This is a genomic window from Pseudomonas sp. FP1154 (assembly GCF_030687245.1).
GTDB lineage: Bacteria > Pseudomonadota > Gammaproteobacteria > Pseudomonadales > Pseudomonadaceae > Aquipseudomonas > Aquipseudomonas rhizophila.
The window spans coordinates 609679-632610 of record NZ_CP117465.1; the positions used below are offsets into that span (position 1 = coordinate 609679).

Annotated in this window: 19 protein-coding genes and 1 pseudogene; 14 read left to right on the top strand and 6 right to left on the bottom strand. The window is 61.9% G+C overall.

What is annotated here, in order from left to right:
* Nucleotides 1-29: 29 nt before the first annotated feature.
* The 4 genes and pseudogenes from PSH91_RS02695 to PSH91_RS02710 all read right to left on the bottom strand — a co-directional run bounded on the left by PSH91_RS02695 (nt 30) and on the right by PSH91_RS02710 (nt 5263).
* Entirely contained in the window at nt 30-1790 is a 1761-nt protein-coding gene (locus PSH91_RS02695) for a hypothetical protein (RefSeq protein ID WP_047227295.1), read from the bottom strand.
* A 195-nt stretch (nt 1791-1985) separates the two neighbouring features.
* Nucleotides 1986-2847 (bottom strand): annotated as a pseudogene (gene asd, locus PSH91_RS02700) (archaetidylserine decarboxylase).
* A gap of 19 nt (nt 2848-2866) precedes the next feature.
* On the bottom strand, nt 2867-3682 hold the full coding sequence (gene rhdA, locus PSH91_RS02705; RefSeq protein ID WP_047227297.1) for a thiosulfate sulfurtransferase: 816 nt from the start codon (nt 3680-3682) through the stop codon (nt 2867-2869).
* Nucleotides 3683-3724: 42 nt separating this feature from the next.
* Complete coding sequence (locus PSH91_RS02710; protein WP_047227298.1) at nt 3725-5263, bottom strand: HDOD domain-containing protein; 1539 nt, start codon at nt 5261-5263, stop codon at nt 3725-3727.
* Nucleotides 5264-5429: 166 nt separating this feature from the next.
* Here PSH91_RS02710 and motA point away from each other — a divergent pair, with 166 nt between their 5' ends.
* Both motA and motB read left to right on the top strand, forming a co-directional pair.
* Entirely contained in the window at nt 5430-6281 is an 852-nt protein-coding gene (motA, locus tag PSH91_RS02715; protein WP_047227299.1) for a flagellar motor stator protein MotA, read from the top strand.
* 1 nt (nt 6282) lies between these two features.
* Complete coding sequence (motB, locus tag PSH91_RS02720; RefSeq protein WP_305467217.1) at nt 6283-7323, top strand: flagellar motor protein MotB; 1041 nt, start codon at nt 6283-6285, stop codon at nt 7321-7323.
* A gap of 169 nt (nt 7324-7492) precedes the next feature.
* On the opposite strand, the gene rsgA is transcribed toward motB, so the two are convergent.
* Nucleotides 7493-8524, bottom strand: a complete 1032-nt coding sequence (gene rsgA, locus PSH91_RS02725; RefSeq protein ID WP_047227301.1) for a small ribosomal subunit biogenesis GTPase RsgA — start codon at nt 8522-8524, stop codon at nt 7493-7495.
* A gap of 252 nt (nt 8525-8776) precedes the next feature.
* Between rsgA and orn the strand changes: the two genes are divergently transcribed.
* On the top strand, nt 8777-9319 hold the full coding sequence (gene orn, locus PSH91_RS02730) for an oligoribonuclease (RefSeq protein ID WP_047227302.1): 543 nt from the start codon (nt 8777-8779) through the stop codon (nt 9317-9319).
* 260 nt (nt 9320-9579) lie between these two features.
* Nucleotides 9580-10194, top strand: coding sequence for a trimeric intracellular cation channel family protein (locus PSH91_RS02735; RefSeq protein ID WP_171061284.1), 615 nt, complete (start codon nt 9580-9582; stop codon nt 10192-10194).
* Here the strand turns inward: PSH91_RS02735 and queG are convergent.
* Nucleotides 10176-11255, bottom strand: coding sequence for a tRNA epoxyqueuosine(34) reductase QueG (queG, locus tag PSH91_RS02740; RefSeq protein ID WP_047227304.1), 1080 nt, complete (start codon nt 11253-11255; stop codon nt 10176-10178). The two genes, PSH91_RS02735 and queG, sit on opposite strands and share 19 nt — an antisense overlap.
* Before the next feature lie 63 nt (nt 11256-11318).
* On the opposite strand from queG, the gene PSH91_RS02745 reads away from it, so the two are divergent.
* From PSH91_RS02745 to PSH91_RS02790, 10 genes are all read left to right on the top strand, one after another.
* Entirely contained in the window at nt 11319-12818 is a 1500-nt protein-coding gene (locus tag PSH91_RS02745; RefSeq protein ID WP_305467219.1) for an NAD(P)H-hydrate dehydratase, read from the top strand.
* Nucleotides 12806-13276, top strand: a complete 471-nt coding sequence (gene tsaE / locus PSH91_RS02750) for a tRNA (adenosine(37)-N6)-threonylcarbamoyltransferase complex ATPase subunit type 1 TsaE (RefSeq protein WP_047227306.1) — start codon at nt 12806-12808, stop codon at nt 13274-13276. Before PSH91_RS02745 ends, tsaE begins: the two co-directional genes overlap by 13 nt.
* Nucleotides 13276-14706, top strand: coding sequence for an N-acetylmuramoyl-L-alanine amidase (locus tag PSH91_RS02755; protein ID WP_047227307.1), 1431 nt, complete (start codon nt 13276-13278; stop codon nt 14704-14706). Before tsaE ends, PSH91_RS02755 begins: the two co-directional genes overlap by 1 nt.
* A complete protein-coding gene (mutL, locus tag PSH91_RS02760) occupies nt 14703-16616 on the top strand; it encodes a DNA mismatch repair endonuclease MutL (protein WP_076382898.1) in 1914 nt (637 codons plus the stop codon). The genes PSH91_RS02755 and mutL overlap by 4 nt, the downstream gene beginning before the upstream one ends.
* The gene (gene miaA, locus PSH91_RS02765; protein WP_160893734.1) at nt 16616-17587 is read left to right on the top strand and encodes a tRNA (adenosine(37)-N6)-dimethylallyltransferase MiaA; all 972 of its coding nucleotides are present in this window, start codon (nt 16616-16618) and stop codon (nt 17585-17587) included. The genes mutL and miaA overlap by 1 nt, the downstream gene beginning before the upstream one ends.
* Before the next feature lie 91 nt (nt 17588-17678).
* A complete protein-coding gene (hfq, locus tag PSH91_RS02770) occupies nt 17679-17939 on the top strand; it encodes an RNA chaperone Hfq (protein ID WP_047227310.1) in 261 nt (86 codons plus the stop codon).
* Between the two features lie 12 nt (nt 17940-17951).
* On the top strand, nt 17952-19253 hold the full coding sequence (gene hflX / locus PSH91_RS02775) for a ribosome rescue GTPase HflX (RefSeq protein WP_160893732.1): 1302 nt from the start codon (nt 17952-17954) through the stop codon (nt 19251-19253).
* A gap of 85 nt (nt 19254-19338) precedes the next feature.
* Nucleotides 19339-20511, top strand: coding sequence for an FtsH protease activity modulator HflK (gene hflK, locus PSH91_RS02780; RefSeq protein WP_047227312.1), 1173 nt, complete (start codon nt 19339-19341; stop codon nt 20509-20511).
* A complete protein-coding gene (gene hflC / locus PSH91_RS02785) occupies nt 20511-21380 on the top strand; it encodes a protease modulator HflC (protein WP_047227313.1) in 870 nt (289 codons plus the stop codon). The genes hflK and hflC overlap by 1 nt, the downstream gene beginning before the upstream one ends.
* A 313-nt stretch (nt 21381-21693) precedes the next feature.
* The gene (locus PSH91_RS02790) at nt 21694-22881 is read left to right on the top strand and encodes an ATP phosphoribosyltransferase regulatory subunit (protein WP_047227314.1); all 1188 of its coding nucleotides are present in this window, start codon (nt 21694-21696) and stop codon (nt 22879-22881) included.
* Nucleotides 22882-22932: the final 51 nt, after the last annotated feature.

The window sequence follows — 22932 nt, forward strand, 5'->3', positions numbered from 1 at the left end:
CTCTTCACAAAGGGTTATGTATTGGCGGTCTAAAGCGACTTCCACAACGAATCAAAATCCCCTTCATTGTCGTGGCCATCTCCGGTGGTCGCTGAGTCTTCCTGTCGATAAGCAAACTGGTTGAAGCTGTGCGTGCTGGTCACCCGTCGGTCCAGGCTGGCGCGGCGTTCCTGGCCGTTGGTGTTGATCAGCACTTGCTGGCCTTCCTGGAAAGGCAGACGGGGCGCGATCATGGTGGGAGGCAGATCAATGGCGCTGATCTCAGGCAGCAGCAGCCCTCGCAGGTAGTGACCATGCTCATCCTTCTCTCGTACCAGTTGCAGCCCGCAAGGCTGGGCATGAGGCGCGACCAGCTCGATACCCATTTGCATGGCGCCATTGCGCACTTGCCTGATCCAGCGCACCACGGCGATGCTCCAGGCTTGATCGTTAGTGTCGCGAATGCCGACCATTTCCCCGGCCTGCAGTTGCTCAGGCACCTCCTTCGGCCAGCCGAGGCAGTAACCTCCGGGGCTGTGATTGATGATGGGCAGGTCGTAGGTCGCGAAGTGGTGCTGGTTGTCGGAGCTGGCGCCGTCGTCATCGGCTGGATTGACCGGGTACTCGATTTCTTCATAGGGCAACAGATCACTGTCACCGGCCGCAGCTGCGTCGAAAGCCTGGCTCCAGGTGTCGTTGGTCTTGGTCGGTGTGGCCTCGAACCGGGCCTTGCGCGTTGCAGAGTCCTTGAGGATTTCGCTGAAAGAGCGCTCGCCGCCCAGGTAATAGTGCAAAGCGCTCATGCCCACGCAGAGCGTCAGCGTGCCGTTGCCCTCCGTGCGCTGGAAGCTGCGTTCGACCGCTTCGCCCCAGGCCGCTTGCAGGTGATGCAAGGTGTCGGCGTTCATTGCGCCAGGCACGGGCAAGGTGTGATCGTCGGGTTGCTCCAGATGAGTGGCAATGGCGCGCACCAGCGGCTGCGGATCGAAACCCAGCAGGCTGGGCTGTTGCTCGGCCCTGAACTTGGAGCGATAGCGCGGCCCGATATCCAGTTGCGGTGCAACGGCGAACAGGCTCGTGGCGGTGGTGGCCGGGTCCAGCGTGACCTTCTGACTCCAGGATTCGAGCACCTCGACGAGTCGCGCAATCTGGCCCTGGCGCAGTTGATTGCTGCGTGAGGTGCCCAGCAGCAGGGCGACCACGTAGGTTTGCTCGACATTCAACTGGTGCACCTGGCTGGCCAGTTCATCGCTGACGCTGAGGTGTTGCAGCCGATGGTGGCAGGCGATTCGGTACAACTGATGCAAATCGAGCCACAGCCCTTCGGGTACCGGGCTATACAACTGGCTGATACGCAGCAGCGTGCCGTCCAGGGCATGCATCGCGCGTTGCAGCGCGGTGCTCAGCAGCCGGGCGCGGTCCTTGGAGTATTTCGGCGAGATGCGCGCGACGATCTGTTTGTAACCCATGGCCAATTGGGTTTGCAGGGCCTGGCACAGGTTGACGATCTTGCGCGAGCGCTCATCCAGAACGATGGCCTGTTGCAAAAAATGCCGCTCCAGGTGTTTGCAGACGTAATACACCTCGGGCCGCAACAATTCGAGCAGTTGCAGGCGATTATCGCTGGGGGTGATCAGTTGGTTGAGTTCGCCGATGGCCTGGTACAACAGGCGTGCGGTTTCGCCGATATTGGCCTTGGGCAGGTTGGCGATCCAGCGCTTGAGGTCGCGCGGCGTGGCGTCGCAGAACGACAGGCGCGACTGGGTCGGTGTCAGAACGCGCGAAAGCTGGAGAGGGCTGGTCTCATTCATGCCGTGGATGGGCTCCGGCGGGAAATGAAAGGGATGTTCCCAACTCTAGCAGCTGACAGAGAAGCGCGCCGCGCTGGATGTGCTGTGGAAGCCAAGCTTGCTCGCGATGCAGGCGCCGCGGTCTTTGTTTCAGACTGCGTTATCGTTCATCGCGGGCAAGCCTTGCTCCCACAAGCCGGCTTCCAAGGGCGTGAATCAGGCTTTTGGCAATGCCAACCCCTGGCCCATCTGCACCCGGCGAACCGGCCACCAGGTCTTCGACCCATTGCACCTGATTCGGGCCGAACAGCACGATGGCGGTCGATCCCAGTTTGAAGCGGCCCAGCTCGGCGCCTTTCTCCAGGTGGATCGGCGCCCGGGCGGCTTCGTCGTAACGGAAGGTTTTCAGTTCGCGCTTGGGTGGCGTCACCAGGCCGGCCCAGACGGTTTCGATGGAGGCAACGATCATCGCGCCCACCAGCACCACGGCCATCGGCCCGCGCTCGGTGTCGAAAATGCACGCCACGCGCTCGTTACGGGCGAACAGTTCCGGAACGTTTTCGGCGGTGGTCTGGTTCACCGAGAAAATCCGTCCCGGGATGTAGACCATTTCCCGCAGGGTGCCGGCCAGTGGCATGTGCACGCGGTGATAGTCCTTGGGCGACAGGTAGATGGTGGCGAAATCGCCGCCCATGAACGGCGCTGCGTTGGCTGCATCGCCGCCCAGCAGTTCCAGCACGCTGAAGCTGTGGCCCTTGGCTTGGAATACCCGGCCGTGCTCGATGGGACCGAGTTGGCTGACGGCACCGTCGGCGGGGCTGAGGATCGCTCCCGGTGTTGGGTCCAGCGGGCGGGCGCCTTCTTTCAGCGCTCGGGTGAAGAACGCATTGAAGTGCTCGTAGGCCGTAAGGTCTTCGACCAGCGCCTGGGACATGTCCACCTGATAACGTTTGGCGAACCATTGGGTGAAGGCATTCTTGAACCAGCGCACGCGGCATTCGGCAATGCAGCCGGCCAGCCGAGACAGCAGGTGGTGGGGTAGCAGGTATTGGCTGAGGATGAACAAGCGGTTTTTCATTAACTGTCCTTAAGAACCTTCAGAGCTCGATGGGGGTATCAGGGTGGTTGCCCCATTCGCCCCAGGAGCCGGCATAGCCTTTGACTCGCGGATAACCGAGCGCCTTGGCCACCAGATAGGTGAAGCCAGAGCGGTGGTGGGTCTGGCAATGGGTGATGATTTCTTTGTCAGGCGTGATGCCCAACTGTTCGAGGATCTGCGGCATGTCGCTGCGGATGCGCAGGTTGCGTGCCTGATCCATGCCGGCGGTCCATTCGAAGTTGATCGCGCCGGGAATATGTCCGCCCCTGGCTGCGACGACTTTCTCGCCGGAATATTCCAGCGGCCCGCGTGCGTCCCAGATCGCCAGGTCAGCGGCACCGAGGCGGCTTTGCAGGTATTCGCGGGTGGCGGTGGGTTCATCGTGCAGGGTCAGGCTCACCGGGCCTGTGGCGGGCGGCGGCACTTCAGTGGACACCGGCAGGCCTTCGTCCAGCCACGACAGCAAACCACCGTCGAGGTAGTGGTAGTTCGAATGGCCGATCACATCCAGCAGCCAGATAAAGCGCCCGGCCCAGCCACCGCCTTCATCGTCATAGACCACGTAGACCGCATTCGGGTTGTGCCCCAGTTCGCCGAACAGCGCCTCGAGGTCGGCTTTTGCTGGCAGCAGACCTGGTGCCGGGGGCTGGCCGAGTTGGGTGCGCTTGGGGTCGACGAAGCGTGCGCCAGGGATGTGCCCGGTGCTGTAGCGGGCGGCGCTGGTCAGGTCCACCAGAATCAGTTCGCGGGCGTCGAGGCGCGACAGCAGGTCGCTCGGCTCGATTACCAGCGGCAAGCCAGAGAAGTCAGGCATGTGAGGTCTCCAGGGGCGCAAAGGGAAAAGATTGTATCAAGATCAGCGACCGCGGTTGGTAAAGCTGTGCAAGGCGCGTTCGATACACTGCACGGTTTTGCCGAAGGCCTGCACCGTCACGTCCGAGAAGGGCCCGCCGCCCTGGTCCACCGCCACCAGCATGATCACCCGGCCGTTGCAGGTCAGTGAACGCAACAGCAGGTGTTCGCCGCGAAACAGGCTGCGCAGGCCCGGCGGCAGCAACGCCGAAAACTGAGCGTTGTTGTCCGGGTTCAGGCGAACCTGGGCCTGCTGGGCCTGCAACCGTTGCAACACTTTGCTTTGGCTGATGGAAAAACTCATGGCCGCCGCTTCTTTGGGCAGGCCGGCGATCTGATGCACGCGCAAGCTGGTCTGGCTGCGGTCGGCCATCAGAATCATCACTCGCCGCATGCCGCAGGCCACCAAGGCGTCCCGTGCCGAGGTGGTCAGGTGCATGGCGTTGCTGAACGGGCTCGGTTCCAGCAGCAATTCGGCGCATTGCTTGCGCCACTGGGTCAGGTCTTCGGCGCTGGGCGGGGCGGCCGGCAGCAGCCCCGGGTGGACGCGTCGGCTGCCCCAGGGCCAGATCAACGCCACAGCCGGATGCCAGAGGTCCGGCATGGTGTTGTGGCGGGCACTGATGACGGCTTGCTGGTGCAATTGCTGCTGGACGTCATCCATGGACATCTGCAGATACAAACTTGTCAGATATTGCCAGCGGGTGCTGTGAGGGCCGTCCCACGCCTGTTGCGCTGAAAGGGCCAGGCCGTTGGCTAGCAGCACTGTGTTGGCTGGCTGATTGAGCCAGCGCCGCAGGGTCGGGTCATCGTCCAGGCGATTCTGCTGGCGCAGCGGGTGTTCACTGTCCCGGGCGATGCGTAGGACTTTCACCAGCTCGCGGCGTTCGTTGAGCAGCAGGCGGTAGCCCTGCGCCACCCAGACCGGCAGGCGCCAGGTCTCTACCAGCGCCAGGCAGATTTTCAGCAGGCTGACGCCGAACAACTCGCGCTCCACTTTGCTCGCTGACTGGCCTTTATGGACAACCCGCAATTCCCACTCGCCCAGCAATCCCGGATGAGTCAGGGCCAGCGGCCAGAGCGGTGACAGAAACAGCAGGCTGCCCCAGTGGATGTCTTGCCATAGCCGCGCCAGGCGGCTGGCAAAAAAACCATTGGCCTGTTGCGTTGCGTGCTGGCTGATCAATTGCAGTTGGCGCAGCGCGAGGGGGATTTGCTGTTCCGGCAACGAGGGCAGTCGGGCGAGCAGTTCTTCGGTGCGCTTGAGGCCGAGGCGGTTGATGGCCACTTCGAGATTTTCTGCCGGTTCGGCAAAGTTGCCATGGGTGTGATGGTTGGCTTCACGAATGACGCTCAGCGCCAGGGCGGGGCTGTCCTGGATCAGCTCGGCAATGTCGCGCAGTGAGCGGCGGCTGTCGGCAATGGCTTTGCAGACCAGGTCATGACTGGCTTGCGGCACTGGCAGATGGACGCCCTCGAGCAGCTTGACCCAGCCTTCGAGCGTGTTCGGTCGTGGAGTTGGAACCTTCGTTTCATTAGCCATGGCTGGACGCGATCATCATAGGGAGTATCTACGCCCGGAACGGGGCAAATTGGCTTTTCGCCTGAACTGGCTATAGTCTGGCGCAGTTTTGCCGATAAGTAGAAGAAGAGATTTTTCAGCTTCCGAATATGACCTTGAACCCGACTTAAATAAGTACTTTCTATCTATGGCTAAAATTATCGGCATCATTGTCGTGTTCGCGAGCGTTCTGGGCGGATACGTGCTCTCCCATGGCAAGATTGCCGCCCTGGTCCAGCCCTTTGAGGTCTTGATCATCGGCGGCGCGGCCCTTGGCGCATTCCTGCAAGCCAACCCCGGCTACATGACGATGCACGTGCTCAAGAAGTCCTTGAGCATGTTCGGCTCGCGTTTCAGCCACACTTTCTACCTTGAGGTGCTGGGGCTGATCTACGAGATCCTCAACAAGAGCCGCCGCGAAGGCATGATGGCGATCGAAGGGGATATCGAAGACGCAGCGTCCAGCCCGATCTTCGCCAAGTACCCCACGGTACTCAAGGATGAGCGCATGACGGCGTTCGTCTGTGATTACCTGCGCATCATGTCGTCCGGCAACATGGCTCCCCATGAGCTCGAAGGCCTGTTCGACATGGAACTGTACAGCCTCAAGGAAGATCTGGAGCACCCGTCTCACGCGGTCAACGGCATCGCCGACGGCATGCCGGGTTTCGGTATCGTCGCGGCGGTATTGGGCATCGTGGTGACCATGGCCTCCCTGGGCGAAGGCGACCAGGCATCTATCGGCCTGCACGTAGGTGCGGCACTGGTAGGTACCTTCTTCGGTATTCTCGCCGCGTATGGCTTCTTTGGCCCGTTGGCCCATTCCCTGGCCCACGACGCCAAGGAAGAACTCAATGTCTACGAAGCCATCAAGGCATCGCTCGTGGCCTCGGCTTCGGGCATGCCTCCATCGCTGGCTGTGGAGTTCGGTCGCAAGGTCCTGTACCCGGCGCACCGTCCAAGCTTCGCCGAGTTAGAACAAGCGGTTCGCGGTCGCTAAGATGGAAAACAACCAGCCGATCATTATCAAGCGCGTCAAGCGCATCGCCGGCGGGCATCACGGGGGCGCCTGGAAAATCGCCTTCGCCGACTTCGCGACGGCGATGATGGCGTTCTTTCTGGTGCTGTGGCTGCTGTCCACCGCGACTCCAGAGCAGAAAATCGCCATCGCCGGTTATTTCAAGGACCCGGTGGGTTTTTCCGAAAGCGGCACGCCGTATATCATCGACCTGGGCGGCTCGCCGGTCCTGGCGCCGGAAAACACCCTCAACCCTGAAGTCGAATCCCAGCCTCAGCCCGACAAGGCGAAGGTAGACGCCAATGACGCCGAAGGCATGGCCGAGGAGGTCGAGCGAGAGCGTCTGGAGTTGTTGCTGCAAGAGTTGCAGAACAAAGTCGAAGAGAACCCTCAACTGCAGAAGTTCAAGGACCAGATCCTGTTCGAAATCACGCCGAACGGCTTGCGCATCCAGATCATGGACGCCGAGAACCGTCGTCCGATGTTCGACTCTGGCAGCGCGCGCCTGAAACCTTATTTCGAAGATATTCTGCTGGCCATGGCCGACACCATCAAAGCGGTGCCGAACAAGATCAGCATCAGTGGTCATACCGATGCCAAGCCCTTCATCGGCAAAGGCGATTTCGGTAACTGGGAACTCTCCGCCAATCGCGCCAATGCGGCTCGTCGGGCCCTGGTGGCCGGCAGTTATCCGGACGAGCAGGTGGCGCGGGTGGTCGGTTATGCCTCCTCGGCGCTGTTCGACCGCAAAGACCCGTTCAACCCGGTCAACCGGCGGATCGATATCGTGGTGTTGACCAAGAAGGCCCAGAAAGCCATCGAAGGTTCGCAAACCGATGACCCGGCGCCGGACCCGGCCCAGGGCGCCGGCGCGCCGGGTGAAGTGCCGGGTACGCCCGGCGCGGCGGCGGATCCGAACGCATTGCCGGCGGACCAGCAGCCTGTTCCCGCCCATGAGGTACGTGAGCGTCTGAATCTGTTCGATGATCTCGCGCCGAAACCGGCCGAGCCGCCTGCGCAGTGACCTGACTGGCGAGCGTAAACCTGTGGCGAGGGGATTTATCCCCGTTGGGCTGCGAAGTAGCCCCTCTTTTTTCATCTGATATTCGGGGTGATAAAGGGGGGGGCGCTTCGCGCCCCAGCGGGGATAAATCCCCTCGCCACAACTGTGTCCGGCTTGTCTTCCTTTCGGATCAGTAACTGCTTTCCGGCAAGCTGGCGATGATCGAGCGATAGCTGTTCATCCGTTGCTGCTGCACACGACCGTCTTCCAGCGCCTTGAGCAGGGCGCAACCGGGTTCGCGGTCGTGCTTGCAGTCGCGGAAACGGCAGGTGCCGATCAGGTCGTTGAACTCGATGAACCCCGCTTCCACATCGGCTCGGCTGACGTGGCCCAGGCCAAACTCGCGGATGCCCGGCGAGTCGATCAATTCACCGCCGCCGGGGAAGTGGAACAACCGCGCAGTGGTGGTGGTGTGAGTGCCCTGGCCGGACAGCTCGGACAGCGGCCCGACGCGCGTCTCGACTTCCGGCAGCAGGCTGTTGACCAGCGACGACTTACCGACACCGGACTGGCCGACAAACACGCTGATGCGCCCGTCCAGTTGTTCCTGCAATTTTTCCATGCCGTCGCCGTGGTGAGCCGAAACCTCCAGCACCGGGTAGCCCAAGTGCCGATAGACCGAGAGCAGTGCGTTCAGCGCCGGGGCGTTGTGTTCATCGATCAGGTCGAATTTGTTGAGCAGCAACAAGGGGCGGATGCCGGCGTGTTCGGCCGCGACCAAATAGCGGTCGATCAGGTTGGCGTGGGGCTCGGGTAGCGGGGCGAAGACGATGACGATCATGTCGACGTTGGCCGCCACCGGCTTGAGCTGGCCTCGGCTGTCCGGACGGCACAGTTCGGTGTGGCGCGGCAGTTGAGCCACGATCACGCCGATGCCTTGGTTGCCGGCACGCCAGACCACCTGATCACCAGTGACCAGGGCCGGCAGGTTGGCTCGCAGGTGGCAGCGGAATACCTGGCCGGCCAATTCGCCTTCACGGGCCTCGACCTCGACCTGTACACCGAAGTGCGCGATCACCAGGCCGGTCTGTTCAGGGCCCAGGTCGCCGCCCTCCAGCGCTTGTACCGCGCTGGATTCGCGTTTGGCGGCGCGGGCGGCGCGCTCGCCCTGAATCTTTTCGATGCGCCAGTTTTGACGACGATTGAGTTGGCGTTTGGCCATGGGTGTTCCGTATGAAGAATGCAGCGATTAGGTAAAAACGGCCGCGAGTTTAGCACGCTCAAGGCCCTGCCTCGGGTTTGAACGAAAAGTCGCCGAGCAGCGATCAGGCAGGGCGAAAACAGGCGAGGAAGCGGCGTTGACTGGTGGTCAATGAGCATTCCGAGGCTGTTTTCAACGCAGCATGATCGTCGCGCAGGCACTTTTCGTTCAAAGCCTAAGCTAAACTGCGCAGCTACGCCGAGGAGCTCCCCCATGCAGAACCCGCAGAACCTGATCTGGATCGACCTGGAAATGACCGGTCTGAACCCGGACACCGACGTCATCATCGAAATGGCCACCATCGTCACCGACAGTGATCTCAACACCCTGGCCGAAGGCCCTGTGATCGCGATCCATCACAGCGACGAGGTCCTGGCGGGTATGGACGAATGGAACACTCGCCAGCACGGCGGCTCAGGCCTGACCCAACGGGTGCGCGAGAGCAAAATCAGCATGGCTGAGGCCGAAGCCCAAACCATCGCCTTTCTTGAGCAGTGGGTGCCCAAGGGCAAGTCACCGATCTGTGGCAACAGCATCTGCCAGGATCGTCGCTTTCTCTATACCCATATGAAATCCCTGGAAAGCTACTTTCACTACCGCAACCTGGACGTCTCCACCCTCAAGGAACTGGCCGCCCGCTGGGCACCTGAGGTACGTGACAGCTTCCAGAAGGGCGGCAGCCACCTGGCCCTGGACGATATCCGCGAGTCCATCGCCGAGCTGCAGCACTACCGTAAGCACTTCATCAAGTTCTAAGTCGGCTCCTCGGCTGTTGTGCGAGCACGCTTTTGTGGCGAGGGAGCTTGCTCCCGCTGGCCTGCGAAGCAGGCCCAACAGCTTCAGGTAGATCGAGTTGTCCGGTTTGGCGACTGCTGCGCAGCCGAGCGGGAGCAAGCTCCCTCGCCACAGGGGTAGTTTGAACGGGCGGCATGGCGCTCAGGCAGAAGACGGTGTCGCGCCCTCTTTTGGTGCCTGCCCAAACTGGCTAGACTGCGCGCCTTCCTGCAAGGACCGCCATCATGTTGCTGATGCTTTACCTGATCGCCATCACCGCCGAAGCCATGACTGGGGCTTTGTCTGCCGGGCGTCGTGGCATGGACTGGTTTGGCGTGGTGCTGATCGCCTGCGTCACCGCGTTGGGTGGCGGCTCGGTGCGCGATGTGCTGCTCGGTCATTACCCGCTCACCTGGGTCAGGCACCCGGAATATCTGGTGCTGACCACCGCGGCGGCGATGCTGACGGTGATCCTGGCGCGCTGGATGCGCCATTTGCGCTCGTTATTCCTGGTGCTCGACGCCGTGGGCCTGGTGGCGTTCACCCTGATCGGCTGCATGACCGCCCTGGAAATGGGCCATGGCATGTTGGTGGCTTCGGTCAGTGGCGTGATTACCGGCGTTTTCGGTGGCATCCTGCGTGACATTTTTTGCAACGATATCCCGCTGATCTTCCGTCGCGAGCTCTATGCCAGCGTTTCGTTTGCCGCGGCGTGGTGCTACATGCTGTGTGTCTATCTGCAGTTGCCGAGCGAGCAGGCGATCCTCATCACCTTGTTCGGCGGTTTCCTGTTGCGGCTCCTGGCGATCCGCTTTCACTGGGAAATGCCGAAGTTCGTCTACAACGACGAGGTCTGACGCTCGGCGTGTTGGCGCAACGCCCACTCCACATGCTCGCGCACCAGTTCCGATGGGTAATCGCGCCGCGCTTCAAGCGCTTGCATGACCGGGATGGTTGAAGGTGCATTTCCCAGCCCCACCGCCAGGTTGCGCAACCAGCGTTCGTACCCGGCGCGGCGCAGGGGCGAGCCCTCGGTACTGCTGAGGAATTTTTCCTCGTCCCACATGAACAACTCGGCCAACCCGGCATTGTCCAGGTTGTGTCGCGGTTTGAAGTCGCTTTCTCCGGACGGTCGGGCGAAGCGGTTCCACGGGCAGACGATCTGGCAGTCATCGCAACCGAACACCCGGTTGCCGATCAATGGCCGCAGTTCCTCGGGGATGGCGCTTTTGAGTTCGATGGTGAGGTAGGAAATGCAGCGTCGGGCATCCAGGACGTAGGGGCCGACGAAGGCATTCGTAGGGCAGATGTCCAGGCATGCGGTGCATTTTCCGCAGTGTTCGCTGGCGTGGGGCGGGTCAACCGGCAGCGGCAGGTCGACGAACAGTTCGCTCAGGAAGAAATAGCTGCCGGCCTTGCGGTTCAGTACCAGGGTGTTTTTACCGATCCAGCCCAAGCCGGCCTGCTCGGCGATGGCTTTTTCCAGCACCGGTGCGCTGTCAACGAAGGCCCGATAACCGAAGGGGCCAATGACCGCCTGAATTTTTTCTGCCAGCTGCTGCACGCGTTTACGGATCAATTTGTGGTAATCGCGGCCCAATGCATAACGCGAGACGTAGGCTTTTTCCGGTTGGCCGAGCATCTGCGCCATTTGCGTGTCGCCCGGCAGGTAGTCCATGCGCAGGGAAACCACACGCAATGTGCCCGGCACCAGTTCCTCGGGGTGCGAGCGTTTGCTGCCGTGGGCGCCCATGTAGTCCATCTCGCCGTGATAGCCCGCGTCGAGCCAGCGCTGCAAATGTTGCTCATGCACGGCCAGGTCCAGGCCGCTGATGCCGACCTGCTGGAAACCCAGCTCGCGGCCCCAGTCCTTGATGGATTGGGCGAGGGCGGGGAGGTCTGTGGGAATGACGGGCATGAGGCGAGAGAAACCGGAGCTGAGATGCGTATAATTCTGCCAGACATCGGAGCCCGAAGACGCATGCCGCACACTAAAGATGATTTTCCCGACGCGCTGTACAGTGCCGCGCAGGTCCGGGCCCTTGACGCACAGCTGATTGCGGCAGGCACGACTGGCTTCGAATTGATGCAGCGAGCCGCCCGCGCCACCTGGCGCGCCATTGTCCGGCACTGGCCAGACGCCAGCGAGCTGACCGTGCTGGCCGGGCATGGCAACAACGCCGGCGACGGTTATCTGGTGGCGACCCTGGCCCGCCGTGCCGGCTGGTCAGTGCGGGTGCTGACGGTGGGTGAGCCCCGGCGTTTGCAGGGGGATGCCGCCAATGCCCACGCCGAGGCGGTGGCGGTGGGTGTGCCGGTGGAGCCATGGTCGGACGAGTCCGACTTGCGCGGTGTGCTGCTCGACGCCTTGCTCGGCACGGGATTGAGTGGCGAAGTACGCGAGCCCTACGTTCGGGCAATCGACACCATCAATGTCAGTGGCCTGCCAGTGGCCGCGGTGGATATCCCTTCGGGGCTGTGTGCCGACACGGGACGGGTGCTGGGTACGGCAGTGACGGCCGACCTGACCGTAACCTTTATCGGCCTGAAGCTGGGCCTGTTCACAGGCGATGCGGCGGACCGGGTCGGTGAACTGATATTCAATGATCTGCATGCCGATCCCGACATCGTCGAGGCGGCGCCGGCCACGGCCCGGCTTCTGCAGCCCGCTAATCTGCCGGGTCTGACGCCGCGCGCGCGCGCATCCCACAAAGGCAAGTTCGGTCATGTTCTATTGATCGGCGGCGATCGAGGTTTCGGCGGGGCTATCCAGATGAGCGCCGAGAGTGCCCTGCGTTGCGGCGCGGGGATGGTGTCCATGGCCACTCGCAACGAGCATGTGTCCGCTGCGCTGACGCGTTTACCCGAAGTCATGGTGCAGGGCACCCACTCAGCAAACCAATTGATGGGGTTGCTTGAGCAGGTCAGTGTGTTGGTGGTGGGGCCGGGCCTTGGTCAGGCTGCGTGGGGCCGTAGCTTGTTGTCGGCGGCGGCCAACGCATCGCTGCCCCAGGTGTGGGATGCCGATGCGCTGAACCTGCTGAGCAGTGGCGCGGTCAGTTTGCCCGCGCACTGTGTGATCACCCCTCATCCGGGCGAGGCGGCGCGGCTTCTGGGTATCTCCACGGCTCAGGTGCAGGCCGATCGTCCGGCGGCGGCCCACGCATTGAGCAAACAATACGCGGCCACAGTGATTCTCAAAGGCGCTGGCAGCCTGATTGCCAGTCCAGACGGTCGCCTGTCGGTTTGTAGCCAGGGCCATCCGGCCATGGCCACGGCAGGCCTCGGGGATGTACTGGCCGGGGTGGTCGGTGCGTTGCTCGCCCAAGGCATGGATGGCTTTGACGCCGCCTGCCTTGCGGTGTGGCTGCATGCCAATGCCGGTGCGCAAGCCGGTCAGTCGGGCCGGGGATTGGCGGCGACCGATCTGATCCCGGCCATTCGTCAGTTGTTGGAGGAGCATTCACCGTGTCTGAAGTAACCCTGTACGTGGCGGACGAACAAGCCATGACGCAATTGGGGGCGCGCATTGCGCGTACCACGGCAGGCCATGGTCTGATTTTTCTGGAGGGCGACCTCGGCGCGGGAAAAACCACCTTGTCCCGCGGCATTATTCGTGGCCTGGGACACGTCGGCGCAGTGAAAAGTCCTACGTTCACGTTGGTTGAACCCTACGAAATCGGCGACATTCGTGCCTTCCATTTTGACCTGTACCGACTGGTGGACCCTGAAGAGTTGGAATTCCTCGGTATCCGCGATTACTTCGAAGATGACGCCTTGTGTCTGATCGAATGGCCCCAGAAGGGTGCAGGCTTTTTGCCAAAGCCCGACCTGACCATTACCATTGGCGCGCAGAACGGCGGGCGTTCGTTGATACTGACGCCGCAAGGCTCGCGTGGCGAGTCGTGGTGTGCCGCTTTGGCACTGGAAACTAATTGATGATGGGGTTTGGTATGCGCTTTCGCGCGGTGGTTGCTGTCGTAGGAATGTTGCTTACGGCACTGGCCGTCGATGCTGTGGCACAGACGAAGGTCAGCAGCGTTCGTCTGTGGCGGGCGCCGGACAACACTCGTCTGGTGTTCGACCTGACGGGGCCGGTGCAGCACAGCGTATTCACCCTGACCGCTCCGGATCGCCTGGTGATCGACATCAATGGCGCATCCCTGGGGGCGCCGCTGACAGCCGCCACCGCCAACACGCCGATCACGGCCATTCGCTCGGCTCAGCGCACGCCGACTGACCTGCGGGTGGTCGTCGATCTGAATAAGGCGGTGACCCCGAAAAGCTTCACCCTGGCGCCCAACGCCCAGTACGGCAACCGACTGGTGGTGGACTTGTTCGACAACCCGGGCGATGCCGCGCCACCGCCTGCGCCGCCGACCAAAGTCGCCACAGTGCCGGCGGTGCCGGTCACGCCGACCGAGCCTGCTCTCAAGCTACCGCCGGCGCCTTCCGGCAAGCGCGATATCATCGTTGTGATCGATGCCGGTCACGGGGGGGAGGACCCGGGTGCCTCTGGCTCGCGAGGGCAGCGTGAAAAGGACGTGGTGTTGTCCATCGCCCGTGAGTTGCAGCGCCAGGTCAATGGTATGAAGGGCTTTCGCGCGGAACTGACCCGTACCGGAGACTATTTCATTCCCTTGCGTGGCCGTACCGAAATCGCCCGCAAGAAGGGCGCGGACCTGTTCGTCTCGATCCATGCCGACGCCGCCCCTTCAAAAGCCGCGTTCGGGGCCTCGGTGTTTGCCCTGTCTGACCGGGGGGCCACCTCCGAGACCGCCCGTTGGCTGGCTGACAGCGAAAACCGTTCCGACCTGATTGGCGGTGCCGGTAACGTCAGCCTCGATGACAAGGACCGCATGCTCGCCGGCGTGCTGCTCGATTTGTCGATGACCGCCTCGCTGACGTCCAGCCTGAACGTCGGTCAAAAAGTCTTGAGCAACATTGGGCGTGTCACGCCGCTGCACAAGCGACGCGTCGAGCAGGCCGGGTTCATGGTGCTCAAGTCGCCGGATATCCCGTCGATTCTGGTGGAAACCGGGTTCATCTCCAACGCCAACGAAGCCTCGAAGCTGACATCCTCCAGCCACCAACAAGCCCTGGCCCGCTCCATCAGCAGCGGCGTGCGACAGTTCTTCCAGCAGAACCCGCCACCGGGCACCTACATCGCCTGGCTACGAGACTCCGGCAAGATCGCCCAGGGGCCGCGAGACCATCGGGTCAATCCTGGCGAAACCCTGGCAATGATCGCGGTGCGCTATCAGGTGTCGCCCGCGTCGTTGCGCAGTGCCAATAATCTCAAGAGCGACGAGCTCAAGATCGGCCAGACCCTGACCATTCCCGGCAACGAAGTGGTGGTCAAGCAATGAGCGATGAACTGACCGGCAGCACTGCCCGCATCGAACTGCTCAGCCCCCGGCTGGCGAACCAGATCGCCGCCGGTGAGGTGGTCGAGCGTCCGGCGTCGGTGATCAAGGAGTTGCTGGAGAACAGCCTCGACTCCGGGGCCCGGCGCATCGATGTGGATGTCGAGCAGGGCGGTGTCAAGCTGCTGCGTGTGCGCGATGACGGTGGCGGCATTCCTGCCGACGACCTGCCGTTGGCCCTGGCGCGCCACGCCACCAGCAAGATCCGCGATCTGGAAGACCTCGAGCGGGTCATGAGCCTGGGGTTCCGTGGCGAGGCGCTGGCCTCCATCAGTTCGGTGTCGCGCCTGACGCTCACCTCGCGTACCCGCGAAGCCGACCAGGCCTGGCAGGTCGAGACCGAAGGCCGGGACATGGCCTCTCGCGTCCAGCCCGCGGCCCATCCGGTGGGCACCTCGGTGGAAGTGCGCGACCTGTTCTTCAATACCCCGGCGCGGCGCAAGTTTCTCAAGGCCGAGAAGACCGAATTCGATCATTTGCAGGAAGTCATCAAGCGTCTGGCGCTGGCGCGTTTTGACGTGGCGTTCCATTTGCGCCACAACGGCAAGACCATCCTCAGCCTGCACGAGGCCCATGATGATGCGGCCCGTGCTCGACGCGTCGGCGCGGTATGCGGTGCCGGGTTCCTGGAGCAGGCTCTGCCCATCGAAGTGGAGCGCAATGGCCTGCACCTGTGGGGCTGGGTCGGGCTGCCGACTTTTTCTCGCAGCCAGGCGGACTTGCAGTACTTTTACGTGAACGGGCGGGCGGTGCGCGACAAGCTGGTGGCCCACGCGGTGCGCCAGGCCTATCGCGACGTGTTGTTCAACGGTCGGCATCCAACGTTCGTGCTTTTTTTCGAAGTCGATCCCGCGGTGGTGGACGTCAACGTGCATCCCACCAAGCATGAAGTACGCTTCCGTGACGGGCGCATGGTGCACGATTTCCTTTACGGCACCTTGCACCGCGCCTTGGGTGATGTGCGCCCCGAAGATCAATTGGCGGCACCGGCGGCAGTTGCCGGCATGGTCCGGCCAACGGGGCTGGAGGCTGGCGAATTCGGGCCTCAGGGCGAAATGCGCCTGGCCGCCAACGCACTGCTGGAGCAACCCCAGCCCCAGCCGACCTACAACGCCGCCGGGACCGGCGCGGGCAGCGGTTACCAGTACCAATACACCCCGCGTGCGCAATCGAGCGTGCCCGCCGCCGAAGCTCAGGCGGCTTATCGCGAGTTCTTCAAGCCCCTGCCTGAGGCCGGTGCGGCGGCGTTGCCGGACGGCCAGGGTGACATTCCGCCACTGGGTTATGCCCTGGCGCAGCTCAAAGGCATCTATATCCTCGCGGAAAATGCCCAAGGCCTGGTTCTGGTAGACATGCATGCCGCCCACGAGCGGATCATGTACGAGCGCCTGAAGATCGCCATGGCCAGCGAAGGCCTTAGCGGGCAACCGCTATTGGTGCCTGAATCCCTGGCGGTCAGCCAGCGTGAGGCCGATTGCGCCGAGGAGCATGTGAGCTGGTTCCAGCGCCTGGGCTTTGAGCTGCAGCGCCTGGGCCCGGAAACCCTGGCGATCCGGCAGATCCCGGCGTTGTTGAAACAGGCCGAGGCCAACCGACTGGTCAGCGACGTGCTGGCGGACCTGATGGAGTACGGCACCAGCGACCGGATCCAGGCGCACCTGAACGAACTGCTCGGCACCATGGCCTGCCACGGCGCAATCCGCGCCAACCGGCGTCTGGCCTTGCCGGAAATGAACGGCCTGCTGCGGGATATGGAAAACACCGAGCGCAGCGGCCAATGCAACCATGGCCGGCCGACCTGGACCCAACTGGGCCTGGACGACCTGGACAAACTGTTCCTGCGCGGTCGTTGATGAGCCAGTTACCACCTGCGATCTTTCTGATGGGGCCGACCGCAGCCGGCAAGACCGACCTGGCCATTGAGTTGACCAAAGTGCTGCCCTGCGAGCTGATCAGCGTCGATTCGGCCTTGGTCTACCGGGGCATGGACATCGGCACGGCCAAGCCGTCAAAAGAGCTGCTGGCCGAGTTCCCGCACCGACTGATCGACATCCTGGATCCGGCCGAAGCTTACTCGGCAGCGGATTTTCGTCGCGATGCCCTTCAGGCCATGGCCGACATCACTGCCAGAGGCAAGATTCCGCTGCTGGTGGGCGGCACGATGCTGTACTACAAGGCTCTGGTCGAGGGGCTGGCGGACATGCCGGCTGCCGATCCCAACGTGCGCGCGCAGATCGAAGAAGAGGCTGCACGCCTTGGCTGGCAAGCCCTGCATGAGCAACTGGCGGTCATCGACCCGGAGTCGGCGGCCCGCATTCACCCCAACGACCCGCAACGGCTCAGCCGGGCGCTGGAGGTCTATCGGGTCAGCGGGCAGAGCATGACGGCCCTGCGACAGCGACAATCTGCGCAAAGTACTGAAGCAGCCGCTTCGGGAATGCAACAATTGCCCTATACTGTCGCCAATCTGGCCATCGCTCCGGCGAACCGGCAAGTGCTGCATCGGCGAATTGAACAAAGATTCACATTAATGTTGGAACAGGGATTCATAGACGAGGTCGTAGCCCTGCGTGAGCGAAGTGACCTGCATGCCGGGTTGCCGTCTATACGTGCGGTGGGTTATCGACAGGTCTGGGACTATCTGGACGGCAAGCTGACGTCAGCCGAGATGCAGGAGCGTGGAATCATTGCCACGCGCCAATTGGCGAAACGCCAGTTCACCTGGCTGCGGAGCTGGACTGACTTGCATTGGCTTGACAGTCTTGATTGCGACAATCTGCCGCGCGCCTTGAAATACCTTGGGACCATCTCCATATTGAGCTGAGTCCTTGCAATTGCCGTCTATCCTTGGGGGTGTGACGGCCCAAGCCATCTGATTCCGATTTTAATTATTGATCCTTAAAGGAGTGCGGCACATGTCAAAAGGGCATTCGCTACAAGACCCTTACTTGAACACTTTACGTAAAGAGAAAGTTGGGGTGTCCATCTATCTGGTCAACGGGATCAAACTGCAAGGCCATATCGAGTCTTTCGACCAGTTCGTCATCCTGTTGAAAAACACCGTCAGCCAGATGGTCTACAAGCACGCGATCTCGACAGTAGTGCCTGTGCGTGCGATTCGTCTGCCTAGCGCAACCGAATCCGAAGCCGGTGACGCTGAACCGGGTAACGCTTGATAGGAGTCTCCTTTGTTCTTTGAGCGCCACGGTGGGGGTGAGCGGGCCATTCTCGTTCACTTGGATGGACAAGACCCTGAGGCGCGCGAAGATCCGCAGGAGTTTCAGGAATTGGCACTTTCGGCCGGCGCCGAGACCGTCGCGTTTTTTAACGTGCCGCGTCATCGGCCAACCGCCAAATACCTGATAGGTAGCGGCAAGGTCGAGGAACTGCGCGACCTGGTCAAAACCGAGCAGGTCGACCTGGTGATTTTCAATCACATCCTCACGCCCAGTCAGGAGCGTAACCTCGAGCGTGTGTTCGAGTGTCGCGTGATCGACCGGACGGGGCTGATTCTCGATATCTTCGCCCAACGCGCCCGCACTCATGAAGGCAAGCTCCAGGTCGAACTGGCCCAGCTTGAGCACATGAGTACGCGCCTGGTTCGTGGCTGGACCCACCTTGAGCGGCAGAAGGGGGGTATCGGTCTGCGCGGTCCGGGTGAGACCCAGCTGGAAACCGACCGGCGCCTGCTGCGGGTTCGCCTGCGCCAGATCAAGGGGCGTCTGGAAAAGGTCCGCAGCCAGCGCGAGCAATCCCGGCGTGGCCGCAAGCGTGCTGATATCCCGACGGTTTCATTGGTGGGTTACACCAACGCCGGCAAATCGACGCTGTTCAATAACGTGACCCAGTCCGATGTCTACGCCGCCGACCAGTTGTTCGCCACGCTCGATCCGACCCTGCGCCGGCTCGATCTGGACGACCTCGGGCCGATTGTGCTGGCCGACACCGTGGGCTTCATTCGGCACCTGCCGCATAAGCTGGTGGAGGCTTTCCGGGCTACGCTCGAAGAGTCGAGCAACTCCGACCTGCTGCTGCACGTGATCGATGCCGCCGAGCCGGACCGGATGCTGCAGATCGAGCAGGTCATGGTGGTGCTGGGCGAGATCGGAGCCCAGGACTTGCCGATCCTCGAGGTATACAACAAACTCGATTTGCTCGAAGGCGTGGAGCCGCAGATCCAGCGTGATGCCGATGGCAAACCGCAGCGGGTCTGGTTATCGGCCCGCGACGGCTCCGGCCTCGACCTGCTCAAGCAGGCCGTGGCGGAGCTGCTGGGCAACGACTTGTTTGTTGGCACGCTGAAGTTGCCGCAACGTTTCGCTCGGCTGCGGGCCCAGTTCTTTGAGCTCGGAGCGGTGCAGAAAGAAGAACACGACGAAGAAGGCGTCTGCCTGCTGGCGGTTCGCCTGCCTCGGGCGGAGCTCAATCGACTGGTCAGTCGCGAAGGGCTGCAGCCGATGGAATTCATCGAGCAACACACTTTGCAATAAAAGCCTGAGAAAGCTGTGTCAGGCATTCTGTAGCATTGGTCGGCGCGCCGTGGGTGCGTCTTTGCTTTATCAGATGGAGAGCGCTATGGCTTGGAATGAGCCGGGTGGCAACTCGAATAATCAGGATCCCTGGGGTGGAAAACGTCGTAACAACGGCGACCGCAAGGGGCCGCCGGATCTCGACGAGGCCTTCCGAAAGCTGCAGGAAAGCCTGAACGGTTTGTTCGGTGGTGGTAAGAAACGCGGTGACGATGGTGGTGGCCGTTCGGGCAAGGGTGGCGGTTATGGCCTGCTCGGCATTGGTCTCGTCGTGCTCGCGGCTGTCTGGCTGTACAGCGCGGTATATGTCGTGGACGAGCAGGAGCAGGCCGTGGTGCTGCGCTTCGGCAAGTACTACGAGACTGTCGGTCCGGGTCTGAACATCTATTTCCCGCCGATCGACAAGAAGTTCATGGAAAACGTCACGCGTGAGCGTGCCTATACCAAGCAGGGCCAGATGCTCACCGAAGACGAGAACATCGTCGAAGTGCCGCTGACCGTGCAATACAAGATTTCCAATCTGCAAGACTTCGTACTGAACGTCGACCAACCGGAAATCAGCCTGCAGCACGCCACTGAAAGTGCCTTGCGTCATGTGGTGGGCTCTACCGCCATGGACCAGGTGCTGACTGAAGGTCGTGAGTTGATGGCCAGCGAAATCAAGGAGCGCCTGCAAAGGTTCCTCGATACCTATCGCACCGGTATCACCGTTACCCAGGTCAACGTTCAGAGCGCAGCGGCACCGCGTGAAGTCCAGGAAGCCTTCGATGACGTGATCCGTGCCCGTGAAGACGAGCAGCGTTCGCGCAACCAGGCCGAGACCTACGCCAACGGCGTCGTGCCGGAAGCCCGTGGTCAGGCCCAGCGCATCATTGAAGATGCCAACGGTTACCGCGACGAAGTGGTCTCCCGCGCCAAGGGTGAGGCGGATCGCTTCACCAAACTGGTGAGCGAGTATCGCAAGGCGCCTGAAGTCACCCGCGAGCGTCTGTACCTGGACACCATGCAGGAAGTCTTCAGCAACACCAGCAAGGTCCTCGTGACCGGCAACAAGAACGGCCAGAGCAATCTGCTGTACTTGCCGCTGGACAAGATGGTCGAAGGCGGTCGTAAAACCGGCACGCCACCGTCCAGCACGGCAGCGGCCAGCAATGAAGCCAATGCCCGCGCGGCGGCGGAGCAGCAGCAACAGCAAGCACGTACCAGGGAGAGTCGCTGATGAGCAATAAATCGCTGATCGCCCTTATTGTCGGTGTCGTCGTGGCGATCGCTGCCTGGAACTGCTTCTACATCGTGGCTCAGACCGAGCGTGCGGTGTTGCTGCAATTCGGTCGCGTGGTCCAGGCGGATGTCCAGCCGGGCCTGCATGTGAAAGTGCCGTACGTCAACAAGGTGCGTAAGTTCGATGCCCGCCTGATGACACTGGATGCACCGACACAACGCTTCCTGACGCTGGAAAAGAAAGCCGTGATGGTGGACGCCTACGCCAAGTGGCGCGTGAAAGATGCCGAGCGCTTCTACACCGCGACTTCCGGTCTCAAGCAGATTGCCGACGAGCGTCTGTCCCGTCGTCTTGAGTCGGGCCTGCGTGACCAGTTCGGTAAGCGTACGCTGCATGAAGTCGTGTCTGGTGAGCGTGATGCGCTCATGGCCGACATCACTCGTTCGCTGAACGCGATGGCGGAAAAAGAGCTGGGTATCGAAGTTGTCGATGTCCGGGTCAAGGCCATCGACCTGCCCAAGGAAGTGAACCGCAGTGTGTTCGAGCGGATGAGCACCGAGCGTGAGCGTGAAGCTCGTGAGCACCGCGCCAAGGGTAACGAGCTGGCTGAAGGCATCCGTGCCGACGCCGATCGTCAGCGCCGCGTATTGCTGGCCGAAGCCTACCGTGAATCGGAAGAGCTGCGCGGTGACGGTGATGCCCAGGCCGCTGCGATCTACGCCAAGGCCTATGGTCAGGATCAGGAGTTCTACGCGTTCTACCGTAGCCTGCGTGCCTACCGTGAAAGCTTTGCGGACAAATCCGACGTCCTGGTCCTTGACCCAAGCAGCGACTTCTTCCAGTACCTGGAAAAGTCCAAGCCTTGATGCGACGTTGACCTGAAGCACTCCGCCCGGCGGCTAAAGCGTCGGGCGGGGTGATCCTTTGGGAAAACGTGTGTATGATGCGGCAGCCGGGAAATTCCCGGCTTTTTTGCGTCTGCACGTTCGATTGCGGTTTTTGTTGCAGGCGTCGGGTTGAACGGCTCGACAGGTTTTTCGAGGAAAGTGCTTGGCGAGGCCGACTACAGGCCATTCGTCACGTTGCTCATGCGCGGGGTTTGCGCATGGGGCGGGCACTTTCTGCTTCACTCAAGGCTTGCCCGAGGGCTGGCCGCCCGGACCATAGGGGAATGGCGTAATGGCAACGGTAGACCGCTGGCTGCTGCCAGATGGCATCGAAGAAGTACTGCCACCGGAAGCTGCGCGTATTGAAGTAGCGCGTCGGCAGGTGTTGGATCTGTTCCAGAGCTGGGGTTACGAATTCGTCGTTACCCCGCATATCGAGTACCTGGAATCCCTGCTGACCGGCGCGGGCCAGGACCTGGATCTGCGCACCTTCAAGGTTATCGACCCGCAGTCGGGCCGGCAGATGGGCTTTCGTGCCGACATCACGCCGCAAGTGGCGCGTATCGACGCCCACACCCTGCGTCGTGAAGGTCCGAGCCGTCTGTGCTATGCCGGCAGTGTGCTGCACGCCCAGCCGCGCGCCCTGTCGTCTTCGCGCAGTCCGATCCAGCTGGGTGCCGAGTTGTATGGCGATGCGAGCCCGAGCAGCGACGTGGAAGTCATCAGCCTGATGCTTGCCATGCTGCAACTGGCCGACGTACCGGATGTCCACATGGACCTGGGCCACGTTGGCATCTATCGTGGCCTGGCGCGTGCGGCCGGTTTGTCCGGCGAAGTGGAGCAGCAGTTGTTCGATGCCTTGCAGCGCAAGGCCATCGATGAAGTGATCAGTCTGACCGAAGGCCTGCCGGCTGATCTGTCCGGCATGTTGCGGGCGCTGGTGGATCTGTGCGGCGGTCGCGAAGTGCTGGCCGCTGCCCGCGAGCGGCTGGCCCATGCGCCGGCGCCGGTGCTCGCGGCACTGGACGATTTGCTGGCGATTGCCGAGCGACTGTCGGTGCGTTTCCCCGAGCTGCCGCTGTATTTCGACCTGGGTGAACTGCGCGGTTATCACTACCACACCGGTGTGGTGTTCGCGGTGTTCGTGCCAGGGGTTGGCCAGTCCATCGCTCAGGGCGGTCGATACGATGATATTGGCGCCGACTTCGGTCGTGCCCGTCCGGCGACCGGCTTCTCTACCGATTTGAAAACCCTGGTGACCCTGGGGCGTGCTGAAGTCGAGCTACCGTCTGGCGGTATCTGGATGCCTGACAGTACGGATGCAGCACTCTGGCAGACGGTTTGCCAGTTGCGCAGTGAGGGTCAGCGTGTCGTCCAGGCCTTGCCTGGGCAGCCTTTGGCCGCCGCCCGTGAAGCGGACTGCGACCGGCAATTGATTCAGCAGAACGGGCTTTGGCAAGTATTGCCGCTGGCTTCTTGAGTTTTCCTGCCGGCCGCGGCCGGCACCAAGTTTGCGCGAATGAGGACAAGT

Excerpts from the sequence above, each read along its gene's own strand:
- hfq (WP_047227310.1), top strand. The coding sequence starts at position 17,679 with ATGTCAAAAGGGCATTCGCTACAAGACCCTTACTTGAACACTTTACGT.
- queG (WP_047227304.1), bottom strand. The coding sequence starts at position 11,255 with ATGCCCGTCATTCCCACAGACCTCCCCGCCCTCGCCCAATCCATCAAG.
- motA (WP_047227299.1), top strand. The coding sequence starts at position 5,430 with ATGGCTAAAATTATCGGCATCATTGTCGTGTTCGCGAGCGTTCTGGGC.
- mutL (WP_076382898.1), top strand. The coding sequence starts at position 14,703 with ATGAGCGATGAACTGACCGGCAGCACTGCCCGCATCGAACTGCTCAGC.
- PSH91_RS02755 (WP_047227307.1), top strand. The coding sequence starts at position 13,276 with ATGATGGGGTTTGGTATGCGCTTTCGCGCGGTGGTTGCTGTCGTAGGA.
- rhdA (WP_047227297.1), bottom strand. The coding sequence starts at position 3,682 with ATGCCTGACTTCTCTGGCTTGCCGCTGGTAATCGAGCCGAGCGACCTG.
- PSH91_RS02745 (WP_305467219.1), top strand. The coding sequence starts at position 11,319 with ATGCCGCACACTAAAGATGATTTTCCCGACGCGCTGTACAGTGCCGCG.
- PSH91_RS02790 (WP_047227314.1), top strand. The coding sequence starts at position 21,694 with ATGGCAACGGTAGACCGCTGGCTGCTGCCAGATGGCATCGAAGAAGTA.
- hflK (WP_047227312.1), top strand. The coding sequence starts at position 19,339 with ATGGCTTGGAATGAGCCGGGTGGCAACTCGAATAATCAGGATCCCTGG.
- orn (WP_047227302.1), top strand. The coding sequence starts at position 8,777 with ATGCAGAACCCGCAGAACCTGATCTGGATCGACCTGGAAATGACCGGT.
- hflC (WP_047227313.1), top strand. The coding sequence starts at position 20,511 with ATGAGCAATAAATCGCTGATCGCCCTTATTGTCGGTGTCGTCGTGGCG.
- PSH91_RS02710 (WP_047227298.1), bottom strand. The coding sequence starts at position 5,263 with ATGGCTAATGAAACGAAGGTTCCAACTCCACGACCGAACACGCTCGAA.
- motB (WP_305467217.1), top strand. The coding sequence starts at position 6,283 with ATGGAAAACAACCAGCCGATCATTATCAAGCGCGTCAAGCGCATCGCC.
- PSH91_RS02695 (WP_047227295.1), bottom strand. The coding sequence starts at position 1,790 with ATGAATGAGACCAGCCCTCTCCAGCTTTCGCGCGTTCTGACACCGACC.
- rsgA (WP_047227301.1), bottom strand. The coding sequence starts at position 8,524 with ATGGCCAAACGCCAACTCAATCGTCGTCAAAACTGGCGCATCGAAAAG.
- miaA (WP_160893734.1), top strand. The coding sequence starts at position 16,616 with ATGAGCCAGTTACCACCTGCGATCTTTCTGATGGGGCCGACCGCAGCC.